This is a genomic window from Nostoc sp. EspVER01 (genome assembly GCF_034530635.1).
Classification (GTDB): domain Bacteria; phylum Cyanobacteriota; class Cyanobacteriia; order Cyanobacteriales; family Nostocaceae; genus Nostoc.
Genome location: NZ_JAVRCS010000004.1, coordinates 188,174 through 213,975, shown reverse-complemented (window position 1 = coordinate 213,975; position 25,802 = coordinate 188,174). Strand labels below are relative to the sequence as shown.

Genomic DNA, 25,802 nt, shown 5'->3' with positions numbered 1-25,802 from the left:
GAATATTGAATTTAGATGTTTTTCTGAGTCACTCGATTTTAGATTTTCATTTTAATCCAAAATCTAAAATCTAAAATTGTTCGGTCAGTTAAAGATGCAATTGTTAGTTTCCAAACATCTAAGAAATTGCACGCTGATGGAATTGTCGGTATAAAAACTTGGATAGCTTTACTATAGATTTAAGTAAGTGGGCGTGAATAAACAAAGTTTTTTAGTAAGGCTTGGAGTGTTTGACTGCAACCCTTTAATTGATTTTATATTGCATAATATAGTTTGATTTATTCTGTCCACTAATTAACATCGTAATGAACAAAATTGGGATTTTACCTGGAAAAAACCTTTAAGGATTCGTTTGAGTGAATTAAACTTAACCCGCCTGATAGCTTTATTCACTTCTACCCACTGCCGTTTTCTTTTACTTGCTTCTGGATAATCTTCACTCAGCATATCGACTGATAGTAAATACATCTTGACACAGTAAATTTTGCCCTGTTTGCGGTACTTGTAAGTTCCCAGTTCATTTCCATCTACTTGCCCAATTATCCCTGCTTCTTCCCACGCCTCTTTAGCTGCGGAATCAGGCGGACTCATGCCATTAGGGATATCTCCTTTCGGAATCACCCAGTGTTGAAAGTCACGGGTTGTAATTAGCAAGATTTCAACTTTACCATTGTTCACTCTGTAAGGAATCACCCCAGACTGTTTCAACACTTTGCTGGCTTTTCGACTCATATAATTTACATCCTGTACTAACTAGCTTTTTTGTACAATGCTTACTTCAGAAAGTCTAGAGCTAATACCGGATAAATTTTGGTTAATTTTAAGTTATGAAAAGATTAAAAACAGATTTTTTTATAAGAGTTAATTATTCAAAAAATTTCTAGCATTAGTGTTTGAGCGGGTAATGATGGTTTTAATTCCGCAGTTACGTTAGGAATAAGAATTAAATAACATCGACTTTTGTAGGTTGGGTTGAGGCACGAAACCCAACATCTCTGGGGCGTTGGGTTTCGCAGACTCAACCCAACCTACACAGGTTATTAAATCCACGATCCTTATGTTCAACTAACTGTAATAACTGTTCCCGTACTCTCATTGGCTAATCTATCCACTGCACACACGGCATAGGTTCCCGCTTGTTGGACGGTAGCGAAGGTTGTGCCAGCAGACAAAATTCGCACAATTGTCCAAGTATCGCCACTCAGCCGATAAAGTGTCCAGGAACGAACTGGCTGATTATCTCCAGGCTGCCAACTCAGTTTGCGGTTATTGACTTGTAATCCAATGGGTGGAGATGGTGGTGTTGTATCCTGCCAAGGCAAAGTTGGCGGTAGCGCAGGTTTGTTATACAGCAAACTTTGGAATTTATCAGCAATGCCCTGACTATTTTCTGTCAAAACACCGACATTAAAAAAGATATTCCCTAGTGATAACTGTGCAGCTTGACTACGAGTAACTATCACCTGCTTTTCAATCTCATCACTCTCCCGACTCTTGTTGCTTGGTTCTGTCAGATTGTTGCCAGCGTAAACGTGTCTTTGTTTTGTGTTTACCTGTGTCCACCACTTTAGCAACGCTGAATAACTTTGTTGTGGTTGGTCTGTGCGCCAGTAAAGTTGAGGAGCTATATAATCAATCCAGCCTTCTTCTAACCATTTCTTTGAGTCAGCATAGAGTACGTTGTAAGCATCCAACCCAGTAATACCAGCGGGTTGGCCGGGGCGATAAATTCCAAAGGGACTTATACCAAATTTAACGTCGGTTTTGGTTGTTTTAATTCCTTGCCAAAGGCGCTGTACCATTTTGTTAACATTGTCTCGTCGCCAGTCGCCAAGGCTGAGTGTACCACCAGCTGCTTTATATGCAGCGTAGGTTTTATCATCGGGGAAAGGTTGTCCCTCGATGGGATATGGATAGAAATAATCATCTAAGTGAATGCCATCAACATCGTAGCGCTTCACTACATCGAGAATTACGTTATACGCCCTATCCTGAACTATTTTTAGTCCTGGGTCCATCCAGCGTTGAGTTTTCCACAAATAAACGCTTTCTGGATTGGTAGCTGCGATGTGGGGACGGACTGTTTTTGCTGGGTCGGTGGAGGTGCTAGCGCGGTAAGGGTTAAACCAAGCATGGAGTTCAATATTGCGCTTATGACATTCTGCGATCGCAAACGCTAAAGGATCATAAAATGGTTCTGGTGCTTTCCCTTGAGTTCCTGTAATCCAAGCACTCCAAGGCTCTAATTGAGATTCATATAAAGCGTCTCCCTCCGGTCGCACCTGGAAAATCAGAGCATTGAAGTTTAACGCTTGTAATTTAGTAATAATTTCGGTAAGTTCTGCTTTTTGTTGAGCAACAGAAAGTCCTGCTTTGGAAGGCCAATCACCATTCCACACAGATACTATCCATGCCCCCCGGAATTCCCGGCTATGATTTACCCTAACACTACCGATAGGTGTGGGCGTTGGAGTTGGAATTGGTGTTGGTGTTGGTGTCGGTGTTGGTGTTGGAGTTGGCGTTGGTGTTGGAGTTGGAGTTGGTGTCGGTATTGGCGTTAATATTGGCGGCTGTACTAGGTAACTAGAGGCAATTTTTTCTGCCTGACCTAAATACACCAAGGCTTGATAAATAATCACTGCCACATCTGCACGAGTAGCTGCGAGATTAGAATTGAGTAATTTAATATTTGGAAAACTAACCACCAATCCAGCGCTGGTGGCAATAGCTACGTGGTTTCTACCATACTCAGGAATCTGAACAGAATCCTGATAAATTTGTGAGAGTTTTGAGAGGAGTTCAGGTTTTATCTTGGTAGCAATTTCTAAGCCTGCTACCAAGGAAACTAAGACTTCTACTCTAGTAATTCGGTTAGCGTAACGGAAAGTTTTATCAGGAAACCCGCTAATAAATGCTTTTTCGTAAGCTGTTTTGATGGCTGCTGCTGCCCAATAATTTGTGGGTACATCAACAAAGGGAACATACTGCCGCTTCTTGGAAACTGTCCCAAATGCTTTGGCGATAATAGCGGCAAATTCAGCACGGGTAAGTGAATTATCAGGGCGATAAGTGCCATTAGGCAACCCACTGACAATACCGCGTTGGGCTAAGGCTGTAATAAATGAACGTGCCCAATGGTTTTGAATATCCGAGAAGGGAGTAGCAATAGATACCATTGTTGATTGCAGCTAGCTGGCCTGATTTGATTTCCTTAGTTAATTTAGCAATTTTGTTGGCGGATCGCTGCTGCAATATCTTGTAAACTTTTTTGGGTATTGGGTGCTGGGGATTAAGCATTCAGAAAACTTTTCTTTAGTCCCCATTCTCCAATCCCTATTGCACACTTAAGGTAGAACGCCCATTCAACGCCAGCATCACGCGTGAAATGCCGCTAAAAATAATGCTGACACCAACTAATGTCCCAATTAGCCAAGGCGCATTGAAGGGCCACTGGAACCAAATCATTGCACCTAACACGAGGGTAATAATGCCATTAGTTAATATCCACGTCCAGTTTTGTTGTGGACGCAACTTAAATGCCAGAATTAACTCGAATGTGCCTTCAGTCAACAAAAATGTGCCAAGTAACAGAGTCAGTGTCAAAACACCCGTATAAGGGTAAACAAACAGCATGATGCCGGTGGCAATATAAAGCCCGCTCAAAAGAAGTTTCCAAAGAAAACCTCCTCGTTCGCGGGTTTGCGTGGCATAAACTAGTTTTGTAAATCCGGCGAAAATCAAAATTGCTGCAATCCAAGTTTCGGCGAATATGGTGGTGAAGTTAGGGGCTGCGATCGCAATAACTCCTAAAATACTCAAGAGAACACCTGTTATCAGTGACCCATTCACATTCTTGTTAATATCTCTAGAAATATCGGTTGTCATAAAAATCATTTTCCTATTCTTAGACTAAACTCTACATTTAGGTTAGGGAATTTCTAAGTAACAGAGTATGAACCCTACGATAGACTCTTCAGTATTAACTTAATTCTAATAGTGACTAAAATCTATCACTCTTGAGACACTAAACAAATCATCTCATGATAAATCTATTGTCTGTAAGTAATCATTATAAGAGTTTTGCAAGACTGCTAAGGCGTTCATAAACAGAGATGAGACGATCTCCTTCAAGTTCAACAGAAGTATTTGGATAATTTTGAATAGCTCCAATTAGTGTAACTTCACCATTTTGTTGAATAGATGTACTTAAAGCGCTTCGCAATGCCTCCTGATTTAGTTCTCCTCCTGGAGGATGAACTACCTCACCAATTTGGTTAACTAAAATTGGCCCAGCCCAACTAGCTAGTAAGCTATTTAAAAAGGCAGCATCAGCTTTTATTGGTGCTTTCAGTGCCTTACGAGCTACTGCGGGATCTTGTTGCGCCGCCTGTAAATAAGCTCTTAATGTTGGAGTAGTTTCGCCAGTTTCTGTAAACTGAGTTAATTCTTCAACCGATATTTGCCCCTGAAAAGTACCATACTTTAAAACAACTTGCTCGGCAGCATTAGCATTAGTAGTTGAAAATAGAACGATAGCGCCTAAGCCTAAAGCTACTGTCTGAGTGAGTAACTTACTAAATTTTTTATTGTTTAAGCGACTGAAAAGTTGAGAAATCTGCATTTTGTTAAACTTGATAATGGTATGGAGCAGATATAGACAAAAAATGCCTATATCGTTAGTATTAAACCTTTTCATTAGGCGAAGCCGCATGAGGTAGTATTGATTTATCTTCGTCTAAAGTTGGTGCAGGTACGCCCAAATGCTTCCTTGCAGTTTCTTCAGCAAGCTTTCGGTCTTGTTCGTTCTCGAACTGATTCTCATCTAACAAATGAGGATTTTTTGCTGCTTCGTCTCGGCTTGGTCGATAACCATTTTTCCACCTGTACTTCCAGTCCATAATTTAAAAGGCAGATATCCTGCAATTTGATTTCCTAGTTCTTTATAGTAGACGCTGAATGGAAAGTGATACTCCTGCTATGGGTTGAAGAGGCTCATTCATAGGGTATAATTTTAACATTTTATGGTAAAAATACTTTACTGCGTAAAATTTAATACTTTAATACGTAAATAACAAGTCATGAGTAGCGATCGCAAAATAACTATTGTCATGACGATCTGCGATCGCTACTGGTGTTACATAAAATTTTACAGTTGCAAGGATTTATTTGATTTTATATTTTCATTCAAAAATAGATATGATAAATATTATTTTAGATATTGCCCAAACACATAATCAGACAATTATGCTTAAAGAACAGATTACACAAGAACTAGAAAAATTACCTGAACCTCTGTTACAGGAAATTTTAGATTTTGTTCAATTCTTACAAGCAAAGTACCAAAAAGATAAAATTTTAGAAATCAGCATTATGAGTGAATCATCACTGCAAAAAGATTGGTTAAAACCAGAGGAAGATACAGCATGGCAGGATTTGTAAAAGGAGATGTTGTTATTGTTCCATTTCCCTTTTCAGACTTAACTCAGACAAAACGCAGACCTGCTTTAGTTATTGCTACACTTCCAGGTAATGACCTGATTCTTTGCCAAATTACTAGTCAATCAGTTAGTGATATCTATGCTATTGAAGTGGACAATAGTGATTTTAACTTTGGGAGTTTAAATCAGCCAAGTAATATTCGACCAAATCGCATTTTTACTGCCGATCAACAAATTATCTTATATCAAGCAGGTCAAATAAAATCTGAAAAATTAACAGAGGTGATTAATAAAATTATTGAAATTATACAGTACTCAAGCCTGTAGTTATATCGATTATTTGATTAAGTTGGACTAGTGTCAGATGGTTCGGTAACTGGCGGTTGCGTCACAGTTATACATGGATTTGGTGCGTCTGATTGTAAAACAACGCCAAAACGGTTGACTTGGGAGGAGTTTAGCAATACTGTTGCTGGCCAAGGTTTTGAATTTCGGGGAACAGGGATAGTTACAACTGGGTTATTAGGATTAGCTGGAGTTTGGGTACTTTTATTGGCACAGACTCGCATAGACACCAAAAAACTGCCAGAAGTAGGATTTGGATTTGATTTTTTCTCAATAACTTCTAAAAAAGTCCCACGGGGGAGTGATTGATTGTTTCCCAAGGAGATGTCATTGTTAGTTTGAATTACCCAACCAGGAGAAAGATTAGCCAGCGATCGCGGTGCGGGTGTTGCTTCGATGGTAGGATTTTGAGTTTGTAATGGATTGGAAAAAATTGGAGAGGTTCCTCGCAGTTGCTTGACGAACAATCCTAAAAAACCTGCTGCTACGACAAATATTAATGGAACTATCCACTGTGGGAGAAATTTAGCAGTTTTGACTGGCTTAATTTCTGGAATTACCTGAGTTACTCGCTTTGATAAAAACTGAGTCGGGAATTCATCTGCTTTTACCTCTTCTAAAAACGTATCTACATCAATTGAAGTGCTTCAGTAAAGTCCCGCTCATATTGCTGTAACTTTTGTCTAAATTCCTGACGAGCAACTGCTAACATCTCATCTTCAATTGCAGTTGCTTCTATTTCGGATATTCCCAAGCGTCTTCTGAGCGCGTCCAAAGTCTTGCGACCCACAAAAGAAACATCGCCACGGCTACTGTATCGCGCCACTTCTTTACGATACTTCTGTTTAGGATCGCCTTGCGGAACTTTTGTAAGTCGAATCTTAAAGCCTTCTCTACTTGTGTAGATTTCTGGCTTTTTACCGCAGCAGGTAGCGGGTTTAACCCAGGCTCATATTCACTCACCCCAATCAGCAATGCTACTTTGGCCATTTGAAATACTCTATCCTGCTACAAATTTCTGTGCTGCCTCTATTTCTGCTTTACGGAAAAGACTAGCGTCTTCTACTTCATCCAGTTCCAGCATCTGTTGCAATAGTCTCTGCGTTTGGTCTTGCAGTTCATCATTATCTAAATCAGGCTATTGCAAGGCGATGGTAATCTGGACGTTGGATGTACTCGTCATTCTCAACCTCTAATTGCGGTTAATGTTTAAATTATCACAACTATCTTCTACAATCCAACTAGTAATAATTCCGGTTTGGATTGTTGTAAATACAAAATTTGCCAATATGCATAGCGTGCTATGAATGAGAAGAGTACTGCAAAGTAAAAATAGATACTCTTGCTTACCACATTTACTTTGTTAATTTAGCAATACCAGAGCGATCGCAATTGCTGCCTAAATTATGATTTCATCATCCTAAAGTTACAGAGGCACTTTGAATTTAGTACAAAATTTATCAAATTTATGTCTAAAGAAATAAGCACAAAATTAACCTGGCTCTACCTAAAAATTCTCTATGCATAGAATAGTCAATTCTCAACAAATATCTCTATAGATATAACTAAAAAACCTACTTTTATTAGAATTACGCCTTTAGGCTCACGCAATTTAAACTAAAAAGGTCAATACTAAAAAATAACATTATTCAGAATTAAATCTGGTTGTAATTAAAAATTGCAGCCTAGACAACAAACAAATAGACAAATAGAGAAAAAAGCACAAACAATGGCAACTTCTACAGACCGCGATCAACAGATTAAAAAACTGCATGAGCTAATCAAAGATATTGATTATGGTATGTTTACCACAGTCGATGATGATGGCAGCTTGCATAGTTACCCTATGTCAAAGAGTGGTGAGATTAACTCTGATAGTATACTCTGGTTTTTTACTTATGCTGGTTCCTATAAGGTGACTGAAATTGAACACCATGAGCAGGTCAATATTAGTTTCTCATCACCCGAACAGCAGCGATACGTTTCTATCTCAGGTACAGCACAACTTGTAAAAGACCGCAACAAGATGCGAGAGCTATGGAAGCCGGAACTTCAAACCTGGTTTCCTAAAGGACTAGACGAACCTGATATTGCTTTGTTGAAGGTGAATATTAACCAGGTTAATTATTGGGATAGTGCATCGAGTTTTAAGCCACAAACAATTAGTTTTTTGACACCATCACGTCTTTAAGTAATTCGTAATACTTCTCTACGAGAGGCTGCACTTCGACTACGCTCTGTTACCACGCCAACGGCTACGCTCAGTACAAGTTCGTAATTCGTAATTAACAATTGAATTACGAATTATTTCAGACTTGTAGACTGATTATTGTAGAGACGGCGATTCATCGCGTCTCTTAACCGAACAGTATTTGAAGTGACTAGCCACCAAAATATCAATCATGGGACGATCACCTCAAGAAAGGCGTAGGCGTAGCCCTTCTCTGCGAGAGGCTGCACTTCGACTACGCTCTGTTACCACGCCAACAGCTGCGCTCAGGAACCACCCGTCGTAGACATCGCTCCATTTGTTTTCATGAAAATATGATGACTAATAAGGAATCGCTTTTGCTTTATAGGATATAGTACAGTTTTAGAGATATGAGCAAAAATGAATGTAGAGACGTAGCACTGCTATGTTTCTACAAGGGTTATGGATAACACATATTTAATTTTACTCATATCTCTTTTATGTAAAATCGTAGTCTTTCTAAACGCACAGGAGCGCAGAGTGTTTTGGAAGCAATGTTGTATTTAGGAAGTATCAGATGTCGCACAAACAATTGATTTATTGCTGGCAAAAATGGTTACTTCCCATCTTGATGTCTGCCACTGTGCAAATAGTGGTTCTAACATTAGGAGTGTTGAGCATTTTAGGAAGCACTGCTCCTACGAGTCATGCTCAAGCTGTTTTTAGCAGTAGGCACATCCAGCAGCAACAGACACCATCAAAATCAACAGTGCTAAATGCTACTGTATATCACAGTCCCGATTGTAACTGTTGTGGCGGGTGGATTGATCACTTAAAGGCACAGGGTTTTAAAATCACAGATTTTTCAACAACTGACATCGAAACAGTCAAACAAAAGTACAACGTGCCGGATAACTTGTCATCTTGCCACACAGCAATTGTTAATGGATATGTAATTGAAGGACACGTCCCAGCCGACGACATCAAACGTCTACTTCGAGAACAGCCAAATGTTGTTGGTTTATCTGTTCCTCAAATGCCTGTAGGCACTCCTGGGATGGAAATGGGGAATCGAAAAGACCCGTTTTCTGTGCTTTCTTTTGATCGCAAGAACTCAGTAGTAGTATTCAATAAGTATCCTGGTGAGTCCTGATTAAAAGGGTCTTTTAACTCGAAACTCACCACTCTTTATTTAGAACCAGTTTTGATCAACTGCGACAAATGACTTAACCATCTCCTTAACCAGAAAGTAGATGGTGTGCTGGCAATATTTTGAGAAAGAAACTCAATGGCATGGTTACAATCTTGCAGACTGGCATCGAGTCCCATTGCATGATAAATTTCACGAGCATTGCAAAAGGCAGCCATCGCTTCTGATTCTCGATTGATTTTTTCTAATACCAAACCCAAATTAAACCAGGCATTTGCTTCCCCATTTAGGTCATTAAGATCCCTTCTAATCTCTAATGATTGCTGATAAAAATCCAACGCCCTTTGGTACTTTCCTAAAGCCTTATAAGCACTGCCCAATCCGCTCAAGGCCATGCTTTCAGCATTGCGTTGGCTTTGCCCGCCGTAGGCATCGCTGATGAATTTTGCCAGCCCTAACCATTGTTGGTAAAATTCAATTGCTAGTTGGTAAGATCCCAATGATTCATAAGTATTGCCCAAACTTCCCAGGCAAATGCATTCCCCAGTCCAATCGCCTGTTTTCTTGGTAATACTCAACCACTGGTGATAGAATTCAATCGCTTGCTCGTACTTACCCAGGTATTCATAAGTATTACCCAAACTTCCCAAGCAAATGCCTTCCCCAGTGCGATCGCCTATTTTCCTGGTAATACTTAACCACTGGTGATAAAATTCAATCGCTCGCTGGTATTTTCCCAGTGATTGGTAAGCGTTACCCAACCCAGATAAAGATTTGGCTTCTTCTAAGCGATCGCCTATTTCTTTAGCTATATCTAACCACTGCTGATAAAACTCAATTGCTAGGTGGTACTCACCTAGTGACTGGTAAGCATTGCCCAAACTTGCCAAAGAAATGACTTCTGCATTGCGATCGCCTGTTTCTCTGGCTTTTTCTAAGCACTGCTCTTCAAACTCAATGGACTCAATATTATTTAGGCCCCCGGATCTTATTACTTCTGTCATTCTCTATAGAAATTTTTGCTCGATAAGCTGTCGATTATACAATTTTCTATGGCTTTAGCACAGGATAAATATAACTTATGTCAAAATTTAGAAATTATTCTTCAATATCAAGCTTTCTTGTATACTTTTAATACACTGCAATCACTATGTATAAAAGGCTTTTATTTATCCTTAGTAACAAGCATACAAATATACCATACTGAAAAACTTAGCTTTCTCAAAAGATACAAGAAAAATCAAATTAATCAGCAGCAGCATAATCTGGTAATACGTTGAGTTCTAAATTAACAGCACTTAAATAATTTTGATCGTTTAAAACTTGTGATGGTAATTTATCTGCATTCACAGCAGCTTTAACCAAATCTTTCGCAAGAATATTTTTATTCAGAGTTTTAAGTACTAGCGCTTCTCCGCTAGGAATACCGTGTTGTTGCAGACCTCCTTGATAAGCAAAAGTAACTAGATTAAAAGGCTGGAGGTAATTCGCAGAAGTCGCGTTAGTGGATAAATTATTAGAGTTAACAGCTATTGTTTCACTGTTGTTAGTAGTAGCTGTTTGAGCGCCAGCGATTCCAGGTACAAGAGTGATAGAAGCAAAAATCAGTGCAGAATTTATTAAGGTAGTAAGTTTCATAAGTTATACTTAGGTAAAATGCAATCGGTGTTCCTTAGTAATAGAGTCCTCTTTATTATTAATCTCAACTTCCTTCAGTCAGGTCATCTGATCGGTTGATCTATGACTCACCCAAAAGGGTGAGCTAATTGAGTGATACAAACAGCAATAGAGACTCAGTTGAGTCTAGACACAACAAGGATTGGTTGAAATTCTCAACTACTTAACTGAGGCAAGTTGAACATTTATGCAATTTTTGAGTTCGCCTGTTGAGTTCCCCTCACAAAGCAGAGATTTCTGCGGCAGGTGACTCAAATACGCTCATTCACCCAAGCCTAATCACAAGTATTTCCCCGAATGTCAGAGAAAAACACTGCGTGCTGCTTTGCTAAAGCGTCTCTACATACCTAAAATTCTCTCTTAGGAGAAAAACTTGACACTTAAGTGATTATTTAGTATAAATGTACTATAGAAGTGCTTGATATTGCATAAAACTTTACCACTCCCGACTACGCCAATAGGAGAGTAGAAAATAAATGAAGCTATCTAAGATAGACTTGAGCAGTTTAGTAGCGATCGCTCATTCTGATGGATATTTGCAGTTGTTGCTCGATCGAGGCAACGAACTAGAGTTTTTAGAAATTCCGGCACCGATACAAGCTTATGAAGGATTGCAAGAACTCAACGAAGCGATTGCCGAAACGACTGCATTACCCTTTGAAGAAGAACCAATCGTCATGCTACCAGTTGTCTCATCAATGGCTATGGCTGTAGGCTACGATCGCAACGAACAGATTTTGCAAGTTGAGTTTCAAAGTGGAGCGGTTTATCAGTACTTAGGCGTAGACGAGGATACTTGGGAAGATTTACATTCCTCGGACTCAATTGGCAGCTTTTTCAATCAAGAGATTAAAGGTAGATATGAGTGCGATCGTCTAGATCATGCAGATTAATGACTAATAACTGCATGTAGGGTTTTCAATAATTCTTGCGTTGTATAAGGTTTAGGTAAAAAGGCTGTATACTCAGCCGTTTTATCGATCGGTACTTCTTCACTTTTTACTAGTCCACTTACAGCAATAATCGGCAAAAGCGGATTTATATCTTGCAATGTGCGAATGGTAATTGCTCCATCCATCTTAGCCACTCAACATAGACTAGTAATGCTTTCTTCAGAGACAATAGAAAAAACCCATATAATATCAACGCAGTTATGACAACCACACTTACCTCTGCTGTTAAACCAAGAGCCGAAGATAGTTTTGCCATTACCTTTGCGCCATTATCTCTGGAAGAAATCTACGCCAAATCTGACGATTCAGCCAATGGTGCTGTGGTTGTGATGAGTGGTATGGTTCGCAATCAAACCGATGGTAAACCTGTGATTGCTCTAGAGTATCAAGCTTATGAACCAATGGCGTTGCGGATATTTTATCAAATTGCTGCTGATATTCGCTTATCTATGCCTGATGTGAATCGAGTCGCGATTTATCATCGTGTTGGACGTTTGCAAGTTGGGGAAATCAGCGTTTTAGTAGCTGTGGGTTCTCCTCATCGAAGTGAGGCGTTTGAAGCTTGCCAATATGCTATTGATACGCTCAAACACAATGCCCCTATATGGAAGAAAGAACATTGGCAAGACGGTTCTAGCACCTGGGTGAGTATTGGTGCGTGTGAAACATCAGGAGAAAATTGTTGATTTGAAGAAGAATTCAGAAATCAGGAGTCAGATTGGAATGGCACTAAGAAAAGCTCTAAGCTATGCGGGATAAGCGCTACAGCTTTTAAAGCTATTGAATTTTGACATCCTCACCGACCTAAAGGCGCTCTTAAGAAGGAGTAATGAGTAATAAGTAATGAGTAATGAGTAATGAGTAAATACTCATTTTTCATCCACTATGAAACTCATTACTTTAAAGCATTGCGTGAAGCCTTAGGATTCAGACCCAAATATGTGGTGAAGGTATTGGTATGGAACAGGCGACTGTCCTTGATGCAACGTTGCGTAGCACTGCCGCCGTAGGCATCGCTCGCTGGTAACATTGAGAGTGCGCTTTGCTCCTGGTGTAACTAACTGCCTAACTTCCCACCTTGTTGCGATCGCTGTGCCTGACAGAGACAGTGGGATCAGATGTACGGGTTGCCGAGTTATTGCTGCCTAATTTTGTCCGAAGTATTGTTATAAAAAACTAGTAGTCTGACGCAGCTCGAGGATAATTTGAACAGCACCAACCACAGCTATAAGCCCAATCAACTCCATACCTGACAAACCCGCGCCAACTACAGCGAGAATCAGAATAACAGTTGCTGCCACAAAGCGATACCCCGCTCGGACTTTGCAGCGTAGTCTGGTGTCAGTGCTCACACCTGTAAGATAGATGATTCCAAGGGTAAAGAAGCACAGCGCCAAGCTAGCGCAAATAAGCCAGCGTTCAGCAGATGCCAGTACCAGACCTGTATCACTTGCTAGAGCGTGCTCCACCCCAACTCCGGTAGCGGCAATACCAATCACCAAAGGTAAGTGCATATAGACCCAAGTCTGATAAGCTCTTATGTGGCGGCAAGCACGAGCAGCCTGGATTGCTGAACCACCAAGGTTGTCAAAATACAGCCACCACAAACTAAAAGCAATAGTCAAGCCAAACACGGCAGTATATGCTGATGAGAAATTCCACTGCTGTTGTGCGACCCCATTAACTACCGCTAAGACTGCCTCGCCTAGCACAATTAAGGTAAATAAGCCAAAACGCTCAGGCAAGTGTGAAGCGTGGGGAGCCAGTTCCACATGCACAGCCTTTCCTGCTGTCAATACTATTCCAAATTCTACTGTCAGCGCTAAGATCCAAAACCCAAATCGCAGTGGTATTGGTACAAATGCCGACACCAGCCAAAGCAATGCCCCTAGTCCAGAACCGCTCACGATTCGGGTTGTTAGTGGTCGTGCTGTAACTATATGCTTTCCAGCACGTAAGAACTCAAGGACAAGCAACACCCGAGCAATAGCGTACGAAAGAGCGAAACCAACTGAACTTTTACCCAACCCGTCGTGTACGTTCACAGCTAGTGCCGCCACTGCAAGCATTTGTAAAGCGGTCAGGAGTCGGTGTCCCAAATCATCAGTATCAAATAGATTGGCGTAGAACGTAGCTCCAATCCAAGACCACCAAATCGGCACAAAGAGCATCAAAAAGCCAAGGAAGCCCGATAGTGATACATCCCGATTCAAATTGTGAGCAAGTTCCGAAATCGCAACTACGAAAAATAGATCAAAAAAGAGTTCCAACCACGTCGCGTGCCGTTCTTCTTCCTTATCTTCACTAATACGTAATTCAGGAGATTTCAACCATTTATTCATCCCACACACTCCTTAATCAACTGTGTATAAATTGAATAGTTGTATCATCAGATGGTATAAATTGGCATTGATGGCATTCAGATGTTTTTTCAACCAAAGATATGGGCAGAATAACCTGAAAACGGGTGTTTCCTGGTTCGGAGAACAAGCGGATCTCGCCTTTATGCTTTTCAACAATTCGGTAACTAATCACTAGACCTAAGCCTGTTCCCTGACCCACCCCCTTGGTGGTAAAGAAAGGCTCGAATATCCGCTCTTGGATCTCTGGCGGAATGGCTGGACCATTGTTGGCAATTTCTACTAGCACACACTTATTTTCTCGTGCTGTGCGAATCCTGATTTGTCCTTGTCCACTCATTGCATCAATCGCATTGTCAATCAAGTTCGTCCATACCTGGTTGAGTTCGCTACCATACACCAAGATTAGTGGTAGGCTCCGGTCATAATCGCGCGTTAGACTAATGCCACCCTTGAGCTTATGACCAAGAATAGTCAGCGTACTTTCAACTCCCTGGTGTATATCCACCTCCTGCATCGGAGCCTGATCCATATAGGAGTACTCTTTAATAGCTTTGACCAGTTCGGAAATGCGCCCCGAACTTTGGTCAATTTCGTCCAACAACTCAATTCCTGTGAGTGTGGCCTCGAGCCAAGCTAGAACTTCAGCGAGTGATCCTGGGGGTAAATGCTCCACAATAGTATCCAGGGATTGAGTATCCAGTCCTCCCCGGACTAAGGAAGAAACAATTTTCCAGCCATCAGGCACGTTGTGTAAATCCAGCCAGGCTGTCACTTCTTGTTCGCGATCGCTCTGCGCAAGTAAATTTTCTAAGTCGCAGGGTGTTTTGGCACGTACAATTACTGAGTGCAACAAGTTGTCAAGAAACAACAGTTGTTCTTTTGTCATCTGCCTGTGATTGAGTTGGAGTCCAAGGTATGGCAATTGTTGAAAGATTTTCTGCAAGTGCTTCCCACCTCGAACAACGGCTGTTGCTGGGTTGTTTAACTCGTGGGCTAGTCCAGCTGCTAAAGTACCCAGTGCAATTAGCTTTTGGTGGTGTTGTGACATAGATTCCAACATTTGCACCCGTTGTGCCGTGATGATTAAAAGGTCACGTGTAATCGACGGACAGGTTGTCAGCATTTCCCAGAAAGTATCTGTGTGCCATTTCAACATATAACTCGGTTTCACGGCACGCACGTTGAGAAGATAGTGAGGAACATCTAATAAAATCAACTCATGACCTGTATATGTTCCAGCACCAAAACTCATGACGTGTTTTTCTGCATTGCCGACCTTTTTAGTAAACTCAATTTCGCCTTCGATCAGTACATAGAAATAGTCTAGTGGTTCTCCCTCAATGGCTATGTATTCTCCCGAAACCAGACATAGTTCGCAGCCGTGTTCAGATAACCATTGCAATTGCTCATCTGTCAATTGTGCAAAAAGTGACACTTGACGCAAAGCATCTAACATAATTACACCTTACTGAGATATTGATGGATGAACTGAATAGCGATCGCACCCTCTCCGACGCCAGAAGCAACTCGCTTCACAGACCCATTACGCACATCTCCAGCTACAAATATGCCTGGTACACTCGATTCCAGCAGAAAGGGTTGGCGATCCAGTTTCCATGCCTTTGAACATCGTTTATCGGGTATCAAGCTTGGCCCAGTTAAGATAAACCCTTGTTCGTCTCTGTCCACAATTCCAGCCAGCCAATCAGTGTGTGGGTTGGCGCCAATTAAAATGAACAGCAACTTTGTGGGAATAGTTTCCTTTTCGTGGGTTTTAGTGTCAGCGATCGTAATTGCTTCTAGGTTAGTCTGGCCATGAACCTCGACAATGTGAGAGTGAAACCGTACCGTGATATTGTCTGTTGCTAAGATTTGGTCTATCAAGTACTTTGACATACTTGTAGCCAGTGAGTTGCCGCGTACCAATATAGTCACACGGCGAGCATACTTAGAAATGTACACCGCAGCCTGCCCGGCTGAGTTAGCTCCGCCAACTACATAAACATCTTCATTTTGGCAGGAGAGTGCTTCGGTCATTGCCGCACCGTAGTATACACCGGCCCCAGTCACATTCTCAATCCCAGGCACATTAAGCTTACGATATGAAACACCTGTCGCAATCAGCAATGCGTAACAGCTTAATTCTGTCCCATCTTTCAGCTTAATGATGCGATAACAATCTTGCAAGCGAATGTCAATTACCTCTTGAGGCGAGAGAATCTCTACTCCGAATCGTTTAGCTTGAGTAACGGCGCGGCGAGCTAATTCCGATCCAGGAATTCCTTGGGGAAAGCCTAAATAGTTCTCGATCCGGGAACTCGTCCCTGCTTGACCCCCTGGAGCTTCTTTTTCAATCAATACTGTGCGTAGACCTTCAGAAGCTCCATAGACTGCTGCTGCTAAACCAGCTGGTCCAGCCCCCACGATCGCCAAATCGTAAAAGGGCATTTGGGCCTGCATCTTCAACCCGATTTTTTCAGCAATTTCGGCGTGCGTTGGCTGTATGAGATACGAACCGTCAGGGCAAACTACTAGTGGCAAATGCGCGGTATTACATTGAGCATATCTAACCCACTCACGCGCTTCTTCTTCTACCTCAATGTCCAACCACTGATAAGGCATATAGTTGCGGGCCAAGAAGTCCTTAATGTGATGACTCTTGGGCGACCAACGAGAGCCAATAACGCGGATACCTTCAAAGGGTGGGCGGTATGACGAAATCCAATCGTCTAATAAATCGCTCAGAGCTGGATACAGAAGGTCTTGTGGCGGCTCCCAAGGTTTGAGAAGATAGTAATCAATCTTTGCTGTATTTATCGCAGAGATAGCAGCATCGGTGTCTGCATAAGCTGTTAGTAAAACTCGTTTTGCAGACGGGAAAATTTGCATAGCCTGTTCCAGGAACTGCACGCCCGACATTTGTGGCATCCGCTGGTCTACTACACAGAGCGCAACTGTTTCGTTACGTAATTTTACCTGTTGCAATACTCTTAAAGCATTTGCACCTGAGTTGGCTCGTAGTACCCGAAAGCGATCGCCATACTCATGTCGGAGATCTCGCTCTATGACTCGTAGAACTCCGGGGTCATCGTCAACAGTAAGTAGTACAGGATTAACCAAAATAGCTCCTTTCTGGGGATGATATTTGTAATTATTTGCCTCATCCTAAGCCTTGAGTGTCTTATGACTATATTTAGAACTATTGACTGACACTTTTGTTAGGGTTCAGGCTTTAAAATCGGTTGTTATATAACAACAATACAGCCAAGAGTCCTGAGTAGCTTTTGATGGAAAATATCTTTGCCACAAGGGAAGATAGTCTAAGTTTTACCCCTTCCAATAGATTTTTTCTCAAATGCAAAGCCAACTCTGTACAAGGTTTTGAGATGAATTCTACTAAACAGATTTAGTATTTTTATACAGAATTTAGTTGCAGTTGTGTCAAAGACAAAGCATAGTCCCAATACTCTTTGAATAAGTAAGGGAGGCTAGGAGTGCAGGGAGAAAAACTTCCCCAGACCCCCCGCTCCCCCTGCTCCCTTTACTCATTTTAACAAATAACTTTCCTTAACCGAACTGTATTGAGCCTAGTCCTAATAGCTTTGGATAAACTCTACTCTCTTTGTTGAAACTGTGTATTTGCTATCCAATTTTTAGGACTACTAAAACGTCTTTCAACGCAATCTACACACTAGCCATCTCAGCAGTTTCATACTGATCCAAAACAGTTACGCTGTCGCAAAATGCACTCATCATCAGGAATTGTTTCACGTTCTCTGGTGCCCCAACTATATAGAGTTCAACATGAGAACCCAGTTTTTGCTTAGTTAAAATCAGAGACCTCAGACCAGCAGTAGTAATACATTCTAATTCTTGTAGCAGTAAGACTAGACGATTGATTGGCTGTTCTGTAGCTTTGGCGATCGCTTCCTGAAAATGTACCACACCATTGGCATCCAATAACCCAGTTAAGGAGATTTTAGCAGTACCATTACTCACTTCTAACAGCGTTGCGTCGAAAGATACTTGAGTCGGGAGAAGCCTGACTCTAACTTTGAGATCGTCTTGAGTAATCGGCAGTTTTACCGTCAGGTTTGCAGCATCAAAATCGGCATACCTTTGCCCATTGATCCATACATCGCCAATCCGTACACTGCCTGGTGGTAAGATATCTGGTGCAACTCGCAGAATGTTGTCCTTAAAGCCACCCGGCTTTGGTTTGAAGTACAAATCCATTGGCTGTTTATTAATCAGCAAATTTGTATAAACGCAAGCTAAGTAGGCCAACTCAAACGAGTGATAACCGCTCATTGAGTGGCTCCCCTTGCCTCGTTCCGTTCCTAACAAGTAGGGAATCCCATTGGACAGAACATTGAAGTAGATACCCCCAGCTACGTAATCGAGGAACCAAGCATTATAGAAAGCTGCCGCTTCACGGGCTTGGCGTTGATACTCAGGTTTATCAAGTGAGCCATTTAAGATCAGGTAGGCTAAGATAGCTTGTTCCTGTTGCCACCAAGCTTTCCGATTATGCCAGACAAAGCGGTGTACCTCTTGCCCTGGTTTTAAGGTGCGTTCCACGACATCGTACCACCCACCACGCTGTTGGTCGCTACCGACTGCTGGCATGATTTCTGCAATCTTTTCTGCCAGAGCCACATAGTTTTCTTTTGGTTTCAGGTGGTTCATCCGCATTAAGTTCCAAGCAATTTTCAGGTTATGACCTACAACTGCTCGATTCTGCTGCCATCCCCAAGTTGTATCGTGAGTCCAGTCCTCATAAAAACGTTCTTGGACAAATGGGCTATGGTCATAATCTGGGAACCGCTTTTCAATGGTGTCGAAGGTGTACTCCAAGAAATTTGCGTATTCTTCTTTGCCAGTCGCTAGCCAAAGATTGATCAAATAAGCCGGAGCATGATCACCTACCGAGTTCCAGTTCTTCTTGGCCCGATTGTGGCCTAGAGTCTGAGCGTGGGGGCTGAGAGTAATCGGATCGATGTGAGAGAAAAATCCTCCTTTCTCTGTCTTGTCCAAGAAATACTTGTCAAACAGATTAATCGTCAACTCGATATCTTTGATGATGCGGGGATCGCCTGTTATCCGATAGGTTTGGGTGGGGCCAGCTAGGGCATAAATTTGCTCGTAAGCTGGAATAGCGTCATAATCATCCCCAAATTCTGAGGAGAATATTTTCTGTTCGCTACCACCTGGGTTCACATCAACAGCATGGTACCAATAGCAAATTCCTTCGCCTTCATCTAGAAAACGCATGTGTTGGCGCAGATATTCAGTACCTTTTTCCGCAGCTTCAAGATAGCGATCGTCCCCAGTCATCATGTAGGCTGTAGCAAAACCGTAAACTAGGCGAGAAATGGTGTCAGTTTCCTGACGATTACTATCTTCTTTGGAACCAACTAAACCGATACCTGTGCGATATTTTCGATAATCAATTTCGCCATCTTCAAACTGAGCTTTGAGGTAAAAATCGCCAAGGCTTCGTATCTGCTTGACCCACCAATCTGGTCTTTCAAAAAGATACTCATTTTCTGTTCTACCCAGAAAAACTATGTGTTTAGCTTCAAATTTATGTTCACCTGCTTCAGGATAAAAAATGCCATAGGCGAAAAGATAGCAATTTGGAACGAGCATTGAACTTATTTGGCTAGTGCAATCAAAGAAAGGCTCATCTAAATTGCGTACTAGTTCAGCATAGGTCATTGATGTCAATGCTACTTTAAATTTCCTGCCATCTGAGGTTTTAAGTTCAAAAGTACCAAAATCTCCTTTACCTGAATCAAAACCGATAACATACCCAGCAATCAAATCCGAAAACGAAAAGCCTATGTTAGTCATTGAATTCACTCCGAATTGGAAATTCATTAACTGGAAACCATTTAGAAATCAAAACAACAACGCTACGCTCTTTAACACGATAGACGTTACTTGAAACTATAGTTTCTTCCCCTGGCTCTGCAATATCCATTGGCGAAGGAAGAGCAGTATCTACGACTCTGCACCATCTTCTTCCTTTCATAGAAGGAATTTCAAAGTCGAGATCCTCCCAATACATGTTGAGCATGATATGAATATCTGCTTCTCCTTCAAAGCCGCCAACAGTCAATGCGAGAACTCTAGCATGAGAGTCTTGCCAACCTGGTTCAAACAACTTACAACCATGCCAAGAAATGTCTGCCAACCCACGTTCGTTAACTTCACCAGTGAAAAAATAACTCCGACGTAAGGCAGAATGGCAGTAGGATTTGCGTAAATTAATCATCCCTTTGAAGAACCTGAAAATATCAGCGTTCTTCTCGGCAAGGTTCCAATCTAACCAACTAATTTCGTTATCTTGGCAGTAAGCGTTATTGTTACCTTTTTGGGTACGTCTAACTTCATCACCAGCCACAAGCATGGGTACACCTAGAGAGAGCATGAGAATGGCTGCAAAATTCTTAATCTGTCGCCGACGTAATGCATCAATTTCTGGATTGTCAGTTTCTCCTTCAACCCCACAATTCCAACTCAAATTGTCATTGACACCATCCCGATTGTTTTCACCATTGGCTTCATTGTGCTTGTGGTTGTACGAAACTAAATCATTGAGGGTGAACCCATCATGACAAGTAATAAAGTTGATGCTGTTAATGGGTAAATGTCTGCTTGATTGATATAAGTCAGCACTTCCAGCTAGTCGCCAAGCAACTGCTCCAACCATTCCAGGATCTCCTTTGACAAAGCGCCGGATATCATCTCGAAAACGTCCGTTCCATTCTGCCCAACGATATCCAGGGAAATCGCCAATTTGATAAAGCCCACCGGCATCCCAAGCCTCGGCAATGATTTTGGTGTCAGCTAGTGTTTCTGATGTTTCAATGTGCCAAATCACTGGCGGATGGATCATTGGTACTCCGTCTTGGCTACGAGATAGGATGGAGGCTTCATCAAAGCGGAAACCATCAACATGCATCTCTTTCACCCAAAATTCCAGGCAATCTACAATTAACTTTTCTACTATGGGATGGTTGCAATTAACAGTATTGCCACACCCGGAGTAGTCCATGTAGTACTGCTTATCCCCATGCACTAGGTGATAAAAGATATCATTAAAAAGTCCTTTGAAACTGATGGTTGGGCCTTCATGGTTGCCTTCGTCGGTGTGGTTAAAGACTACATCTAGAATGACTTCAATTCCTTCTTTGTGTAAAGCCTTAACCAAATCTCGAAACTCTCTGATATGATTTCCAACATCAGGAAAAGCACAATATGAAGCTTCTGGAGCAAAGTAACTGTGGGGGTTATATCCCCAGTAGTCTTTTAGTTCCTTACCGTTGACTTCTCGAAGAATGTTCTTTTCGTCAAAGTCAAATATTGGCAGGAGTTCAACCGCTGTAATTCCTAACTCTTTGAGGTAAGGGATTTTCTCTATGATCCCAGAAAAAGTGCCGGGGTGTTTGCAGCCGGAAGATGATGATTTGGTAAATCCGCCAACATGTACCTCATAAATGATGGTGTCACTCATTGAGCGATTGAGCGGGCGATCGCCTTCCCAGTCATAATCAGATATATCAATAACTACACTACGCATAGATGTAGTCACGTTATCTTTTGTCCCTAAAGCATCGTTGCGCTGCCAAAGAGTGTTGGTGTTTCCTCTAGCATAAGGGTCAAGTAGTACCTTATTCTTATTAAAGCGGTGTCCTGCTCGGTGTAAATCAGGATTACCATTAACTCGATAAGCATAGTGAGCGCCCGCTTTTAACCCTCTAACATAGATATGCCAAAAGTGGAAGGTTTTATTAATCTTTGGGTTTAACTGAATAATTTTTGTTGGCTGCGGAGCATCATCCCGATCAAACAATAAGAGTTCCACAGAGGTAGCATGTTCTGAAAAGAGGGAAAAGTTTACTCCATCTTTGTCTGGTACTGCACCGAAAGGATGTGAACATCCCGATTCTAACTGGTAATCAGGTATTGCTAGTTCAACCTGATATCTATCTGTAGTTAAAGTCATTTGTCTTTCTGTCCTGACAGTATTTTACTGATGAGTCATTTAGCACTATTTTAGCCACTAAAAAATTCTTTATTGTGTTTTGCAATGATGTGTTTAGCAATTTATTAATGGCTATTTTTATGTTAAATAACTCATGAAATTTTCATTACAATATTGCCTTCAAACATGCTTGTAGCTTGTATTATCTACTCTTCCATCTTTTTCTTGATTAGGTTTAAGTAATTGTTGAGTAAACTTGGCGAAAAAATAAGTCACCAATCTAACTATTCTGGAAATTTAATTGCCTATTAATTGCTTTACAAGAGTTAATATTAATGAGTGTATAGTATAGTTTCAAGGGTTAAATTTTGGGGATATGTTTGTATTTTTTAGATAATAAATAAGTAGGTAAAGACTAGCATTTTCAAATATTAAATATGGCAAGGCTACGGTGTACACACAAGTAGAAAAAGCTTGATTTTCCATTATTGAGTCATATCATGTCCGCTTGATTGCTTATTAAACCCGAAGAACCCCACCCCCGCCAAAGCTACGCTTTGTCTCCCCTCCCCGCTTGCGGGGAGGGGATTAAGGGGAGCCAGCGCGGTCTTGGGGGTTTCCCCCATGAGCGACTGGCGTGTGGGGTGCAATGACTGTGGTTAGCATAACTAATTATGCGGACATGATATCAGAGACTCAATGAATGCATTCCCAGGCGGAGCCTGGGAACGAGGAAAGTCAAAGTTTTTAGGACTTGTGTATACACCGTAGCCTTTGCAAGGAGAGGGTGGGGGAGGGGTATACTTCATTTACTTGCAAAGTGCTGTATCTGAACTGCATTGAGTGATATAATGTCCGCCAAATTACCCATAATAAAATAACTCAACCCCCTCCCCGCAGGCGGGGAGGGGAGACAAAGCGCAGCTTTGGCGAGGTGGGGTTCTTCGGGTTTAATAAGCAATCAAGCGGACATGATATTACAACGAAGTTTTATTCTGACAAAACCTGTTCTGCACATTGCTGGATTAATTTGGCGATTAAACCTGTCCAACCAGTTTGATGACTAGCACCAATACCAGCGCCATTATCTCCATGAAAGTATTCATTGAACAGAATCAGGTCACGCCAATTTGGGTCAGTTTGAAATTTATCTGTTCCACCATAAAAAGGTCGTTTACCAGAAGCATCTGTGAGAAAAATTTGGATTAGTCTTTGAGCTAATTCAATTGATACTTCCTTGAGCGTCATCATTTGACCTGAACTGGTGGGACACTCAACTTTGAAATCGTCTCCAAAGTAGCGATAGAACTTTTGTAGTGATTCTAGGAGTAGATAATTAATGGGAAACCAAATTGGCCCACGCCAGTTGGAATTACCGCCAAACATCCCTGTACTAGACTCAGCAGGTTCATAATCAACTCGATACTCCCGGCCATCTACTGTTAAAACGTAAGGATCGGATGCATGAACTTTAGAAACAGAGCGAATACCATAAGGTCCGAAAAATTCTGTTGCATCTAACATTTTTTCTAGGATGCGACGGAGTTTATCTGGATAGGCGATCGCTAGCAGTCGGCGCTCACCGATACCTTCTTTCTGCATACAAGCAATATTTCGGGTCAGATCGGGGCGATTTTTCAGAAACCATTGCGTCCGCTCTCTAAAGCCTGGGAGCTGATCTAAGGTTTCTGATTCTAAAATGCTCACGGCACATAATGGAATTAGCCCCACCAGCGATCGCACTTTCATCGGGAATTGATGACTATCTGGTAAATGTAGAGCATCGTAGTAAAAACCATCAGTTTCATCCCATAGCGCTATTTCGGCATCACCAACGCCGTTCATCGCATCAGCAATGTACAAGAAATGCTCGAAAAACTTGCTGGCGATATCTTCATAGGCAGAATTTTCTTTTGCTAATTCTAAGGCGATCGTTAGCATATTCAGAGAATACATCGCCATCCAACTTGTACCATCTGCTTGTTGCAGATATCCACCAGTTGGTAGTTGAACACTGCGATCAAAGACACCAATATTATCCATGCCTAGAAAGCCACCCTGAAAGATATTCTTACCCTCAAAATCTTTCCGGTTAACCCACCAAGTAAAGTTCAGCAGTAATTTTTGAAAGACGCTCTCCAGAAATTTTTTATCTGCACGACCATAGATTTTTTGCTCAATCTGATAAACTTGCCATGCTGCCCAGGCATGAACGGGCGGATTGACATCACCAAAAGCCCATTCATAAGCCGGTAGCTGGCCGTTAGGATGCATATACCACTCTCGTGTCAAGCGACTCAGTTGCAGCTTGGCAAAGTCGGGATCAATCATCGAGAGCGGAATTACATGAAAAGCTAAATCCCAAGCCGCAAACCAAGGATATTCCCATTTGTCGGGCATGGAAAGTACATCGTCGTTAAATACATGAAACCATTCATGGTTTCTGCCATTGAGCCGTGATGCTGGCGGCGTCGGCCCAGCTGGATCGCCTTTTAGCCATTGGTCGGCTACATAGTAGTAAAATTGTTTGCTCCATAACATTCCAGCAAATGCTTGCCGCTGCACATTCCGCCTGTCTTCTAACATCGGCAACGGACAAATTCGCTGATAAAATTCATCTGCCTCGCGCTGGCGCTCTTGCCAAACTGTATCAAATTCCGTACCGAATGGTGCAATTAAATTTTGCGCGTCACTTAATCGTAATCGCACTGTCTTGGTTTCGCCTGCACCAATTTCTAATTGGTAACGAGCTGCAAATTTAGTGCCGATCCGATTGGGATTGACCCCTGTTTTTTCCTCATTCACTACATAATTATTTATTCCATCTTTAACGTATGGCGAAGCATTGTTGACCCCAAACAATCTTTGATTATTAGTCTCATTTTCTGTAAATAGTAGTTCTGGAGTTTCATTACAGTACAGCCATCGAGTTTCTAAAGAGGGGTGATAAGCTTCGATGGTGCTGAGGTCAGAGTTAGATTGGCTAATTTTTAACCACGGCTTTTCTTGTTGATTACCAGTCCAAGACCAGGTGTTGCGAAACCAAAGCGTTGGTAATAAATGCAACGTTTTTGCTTCCGGTCCTCGGTTAATCACAGTGATTTGAATCAAAATGTCGTCGGGTGAAGCCTTGGCGTATTCAACAAATACATCAAAATAACGGTCTTGGTCAAATATACCTGTGTTGATTAATTCAAACTCCGAGTTTTGGCGACCTCTGCACCGATTTTCTTCTACGAGCTGACTGTATGGGAAAGCTGCTTGGGGATATTTATAAAGATATTTCATATAGGAATGAGTCGGGGTATTATCCAGATAGAAGTAGTATTCTTTAACATCTTCCCCGTGATTCCCCTGATTTCCTGTGAGACCGAAAAGCCTCTCTTTGAGAATTTCATCCTCACCATTCCAGAGAGCGATCGCAAAACATAGTCGCTGATGATTATCGGAAATTCCCGCAATTCCATCTTCTCCCCAGCGATAGGCGCGGGAGCGGGCATGGTCGTGGGGAAAGAATTCCCAGGCGGTACCATTAGGGCTATAGTCTTCGCGCACTGTTCCCCACTGCCGTTCACTCAGGTAAGAACCCCATCGTTTCCAATAAGCGGTGCGATCGCGATCTGCTGCTAATCTTGCTTCTTCTTGAGTCATAGGGATTTTGGATTTTGGATTAAAAATCTTTAGCACAAGGT

23 protein-coding genes are annotated in these 25,802 nt (G+C 41.7%); 7 read left to right on the top strand and 16 right to left on the bottom strand.

Annotated features, from left to right (window positions below):
* Positions 1–42 precede the first annotated feature (42 nt).
* On the top strand, positions 43–177 hold the full coding sequence (locus RMX69_RS05680; protein ID WP_322636812.1) for a peptidoglycan-binding domain-containing protein: 135 nt from the start codon (positions 43–45) through the stop codon (positions 175–177).
* A gap of 117 nt (positions 178–294) precedes the next feature.
* On the opposite strand, the gene RMX69_RS05675 is transcribed toward RMX69_RS05680, so the two are convergent.
* The 5 genes from RMX69_RS05675 to RMX69_RS05655 all read right to left on the bottom strand — a co-directional run bounded on the left by RMX69_RS05675 (position 295) and on the right by RMX69_RS05655 (position 4,898).
* Complete coding sequence (locus RMX69_RS05675; RefSeq protein WP_289797864.1) at positions 295–732, bottom strand: NUDIX hydrolase; 438 nt, start codon at positions 730–732, stop codon at positions 295–297.
* 329 nt (positions 733–1,061) lie between these two features.
* Positions 1,062–3,176: a glycoside hydrolase family 10 protein gene (locus RMX69_RS05670; protein ID WP_322636767.1), complete on the bottom strand. Its 2,115-nt coding sequence runs from the start codon at positions 3,174–3,176 to the stop codon at positions 1,062–1,064.
* Positions 3,177–3,333: 157 nt separating this feature from the next.
* Positions 3,334–3,885, bottom strand: a complete 552-nt coding sequence (locus RMX69_RS05665) for an HdeD family acid-resistance protein (protein WP_322636766.1) — start codon at positions 3,883–3,885, stop codon at positions 3,334–3,336.
* Positions 3,886–4,069: 184 nt separating this feature from the next.
* Positions 4,070–4,621 carry an alpha/beta hydrolase gene (locus tag RMX69_RS05660; RefSeq protein ID WP_322636765.1) on the bottom strand — a complete coding sequence of 184 codons (552 nt, stop codon included), beginning with the start codon at positions 4,619–4,621 and terminating at the stop codon, positions 4,070–4,072.
* A 61-nt stretch (positions 4,622–4,682) separates the two neighbouring features.
* Positions 4,683–4,898 (bottom strand): bromodomain-containing protein, encoded by a 216-nt coding sequence (locus RMX69_RS05655; RefSeq protein ID WP_289797860.1) that lies wholly within the window; start codon positions 4,896–4,898, stop codon positions 4,683–4,685.
* Positions 4,899–5,196: 298 nt separating this feature from the next.
* On the opposite strand from RMX69_RS05655, the gene RMX69_RS05650 reads away from it, so the two are divergent.
* The gene (locus RMX69_RS05650; RefSeq protein WP_322636764.1) at positions 5,197–5,439 is read left to right on the top strand and encodes a DUF2281 domain-containing protein; all 243 of its coding nucleotides are present in this window, start codon (positions 5,197–5,199) and stop codon (positions 5,437–5,439) included.
* Positions 5,424–5,765, top strand: coding sequence for a type II toxin-antitoxin system PemK/MazF family toxin (locus tag RMX69_RS05645; RefSeq protein WP_322636763.1), 342 nt, complete (start codon positions 5,424–5,426; stop codon positions 5,763–5,765). The genes RMX69_RS05650 and RMX69_RS05645 overlap by 16 nt, the downstream gene beginning before the upstream one ends.
* 17 nt (positions 5,766–5,782) lie before the next feature.
* Here the strand turns inward: RMX69_RS05645 and RMX69_RS05640 are convergent, their stop codons facing one another.
* Positions 5,783–6,250, bottom strand: a complete 468-nt coding sequence (locus tag RMX69_RS05640; RefSeq protein WP_289797858.1) for a hypothetical protein — start codon at positions 6,248–6,250, stop codon at positions 5,783–5,785.
* Positions 6,251–6,411: 161 nt separating this feature from the next.
* Complete coding sequence (locus RMX69_RS05635; RefSeq protein WP_322636762.1) at positions 6,412–6,609, bottom strand: hypothetical protein; 198 nt, start codon at positions 6,607–6,609, stop codon at positions 6,412–6,414.
* A 903-nt stretch (positions 6,610–7,512) separates the two neighbouring features.
* Here RMX69_RS05635 and RMX69_RS05630 point away from each other — a divergent pair.
* Both RMX69_RS05630 and RMX69_RS05625 read left to right on the top strand, forming a co-directional pair.
* Positions 7,513–7,974, top strand: a complete 462-nt coding sequence (locus RMX69_RS05630) for a pyridoxamine 5'-phosphate oxidase family protein (RefSeq protein WP_322636761.1) — start codon at positions 7,513–7,515, stop codon at positions 7,972–7,974.
* 577 nt (positions 7,975–8,551) lie between these two features.
* The gene (locus tag RMX69_RS05625) at positions 8,552–9,127 is read left to right on the top strand and encodes a DUF411 domain-containing protein (protein WP_322636760.1); all 576 of its coding nucleotides are present in this window, start codon (positions 8,552–8,554) and stop codon (positions 9,125–9,127) included.
* Between the two features lie 35 nt (positions 9,128–9,162).
* Here RMX69_RS05625 and RMX69_RS05620 read toward each other — a convergent pair whose 3' ends face one another.
* Together RMX69_RS05620 and RMX69_RS05615 are read right to left on the bottom strand one after the other, a co-directional pair.
* Entirely contained in the window at positions 9,163–10,128 is a 966-nt protein-coding gene (locus RMX69_RS05620; RefSeq protein WP_322636759.1) for a tetratricopeptide repeat protein, read from the bottom strand.
* A 241-nt stretch (positions 10,129–10,369) separates the two neighbouring features.
* On the bottom strand, positions 10,370–10,762 hold the full coding sequence (locus tag RMX69_RS05615; protein ID WP_322636758.1) for a hypothetical protein: 393 nt from the start codon (positions 10,760–10,762) through the stop codon (positions 10,370–10,372).
* A gap of 515 nt (positions 10,763–11,277) precedes the next feature.
* On the opposite strand from RMX69_RS05615, the gene RMX69_RS05610 reads away from it, so the two are divergent.
* Positions 11,278–11,694 carry a KTSC domain-containing protein gene (locus RMX69_RS05610; protein ID WP_289797851.1) on the top strand — a complete coding sequence of 139 codons (417 nt, stop codon included), beginning with the start codon at positions 11,278–11,280 and terminating at the stop codon, positions 11,692–11,694.
* Here RMX69_RS05610 and RMX69_RS05605 read toward each other — a convergent pair.
* Complete coding sequence (locus RMX69_RS05605) at positions 11,691–11,879, bottom strand: response regulator (RefSeq protein WP_322636757.1); 189 nt, start codon at positions 11,877–11,879, stop codon at positions 11,691–11,693. The two genes, RMX69_RS05610 and RMX69_RS05605, sit on opposite strands and share 4 nt — an antisense overlap.
* Before the next feature lie 75 nt (positions 11,880–11,954).
* Here RMX69_RS05605 and RMX69_RS05600 point away from each other — a divergent pair, with 75 nt between their 5' ends.
* Positions 11,955–12,440: a molybdenum cofactor biosynthesis protein MoaE gene (locus RMX69_RS05600; protein ID WP_289797850.1), complete on the top strand. Its 486-nt coding sequence runs from the start codon at positions 11,955–11,957 to the stop codon at positions 12,438–12,440.
* 480 nt (positions 12,441–12,920) lie between these two features.
* On the opposite strand, the gene RMX69_RS05595 is transcribed toward RMX69_RS05600, so the two are convergent.
* The 6 genes from RMX69_RS05595 to RMX69_RS05570 all read right to left on the bottom strand — a co-directional run bounded on the left by RMX69_RS05595 (position 12,921) and on the right by RMX69_RS05570 (position 25,761).
* Positions 12,921–14,096 (bottom strand): low temperature requirement protein A, encoded by a 1,176-nt coding sequence (locus RMX69_RS05595; protein ID WP_289800039.1) that lies wholly within the window; start codon positions 14,094–14,096, stop codon positions 12,921–12,923.
* A 16-nt stretch (positions 14,097–14,112) separates the two neighbouring features.
* Entirely contained in the window at positions 14,113–15,573 is a 1,461-nt protein-coding gene (locus tag RMX69_RS05590) for an ATP-binding protein (RefSeq protein WP_322636756.1), read from the bottom strand.
* 2 nt (positions 15,574–15,575) lie between these two features.
* A complete protein-coding gene (locus tag RMX69_RS05585; protein WP_289797847.1) occupies positions 15,576–17,237 on the bottom strand; it encodes an FAD-dependent oxidoreductase in 1,662 nt (553 codons plus the stop codon).
* 564 nt (positions 17,238–17,801) lie between these two features.
* Entirely contained in the window at positions 17,802–19,973 is a 2,172-nt protein-coding gene (locus tag RMX69_RS05580; protein WP_322636755.1) for an AGE family epimerase/isomerase, read from the bottom strand.
* Positions 19,966–22,131, bottom strand: a complete 2,166-nt coding sequence (gene glgX, locus RMX69_RS05575; RefSeq protein WP_289797845.1) for a glycogen debranching protein GlgX — start codon at positions 22,129–22,131, stop codon at positions 19,966–19,968. The genes RMX69_RS05580 and glgX overlap by 8 nt, the downstream gene beginning before the upstream one ends.
* Positions 22,132–23,100: 969 nt before the next feature.
* A complete protein-coding gene (locus tag RMX69_RS05570) occupies positions 23,101–25,761 on the bottom strand; it encodes an MGH1-like glycoside hydrolase domain-containing protein (RefSeq protein WP_322636754.1) in 2,661 nt (886 codons plus the stop codon).
* Between the last annotated feature and the right edge of the window lie 41 nt (positions 25,762–25,802).